The sequence below is a fragment of the Mycobacterium sp. 050134 genome (assembly GCF_036409085.1).
Taxonomy (GTDB): Bacteria; Actinomycetota; Actinomycetes; order Mycobacteriales; family Mycobacteriaceae; genus Mycobacterium.
This window is the reverse complement of sequence record NZ_JAZGLV010000080.1, coordinates 1-427: the sequence shown is the minus strand read 5'-3', so window position 1 is coordinate 427 and position 427 is coordinate 1. Positions and strand designations below refer to the sequence as shown.

The 427-nt window shown below is 66.5% G+C and carries 1 pseudogene; it reads left to right on the top strand.

Features of this window, described 5'->3' with window-relative positions:
* A pseudogene (locus tag SKC42_RS27485) lies at positions 1 to 427 on the top strand (hypothetical protein); the annotation flags it as partial.

The window sequence follows — 427 nt, the reverse complement described above, 5'->3', positions numbered from 1 at the left end:
TGCCGAATATTGGTGCTGACATCAACGCGGCGTTGAATGCGCTGTTGTCGGGGAACCTGGCGTTGCCGGGTCTGCCGCCGATCTCGTTCCCGGCGCTGCCGCCCATCACCTTCCCGTCGTTCCCCAACCTGGGCAACCTGGGTGTTGAGCTCAGCGCGGCGCTCAACGGGATCAGTGGCTCGCTGAGTGCGTCGCTGAACGGGTTGGGTGCGTCGCTGAATGCGGCGTTGAACGCGGCGTTGTCGGGCAGCCTGGCGTTGCCGGGTCTGCCGCCGTTCACCTTCCCGGCGCTGCCGCCTTTGACGCTGCCGAACATCGGTGCTGACATCAACGCCGCCCTCAACGCGTTGCTGACGGGCAGCATTACGATCCCAGGTCTGCCGCCGATCACGCTGCCGGGCCTGCCGTCGCTGACCCTGTCCTTGGG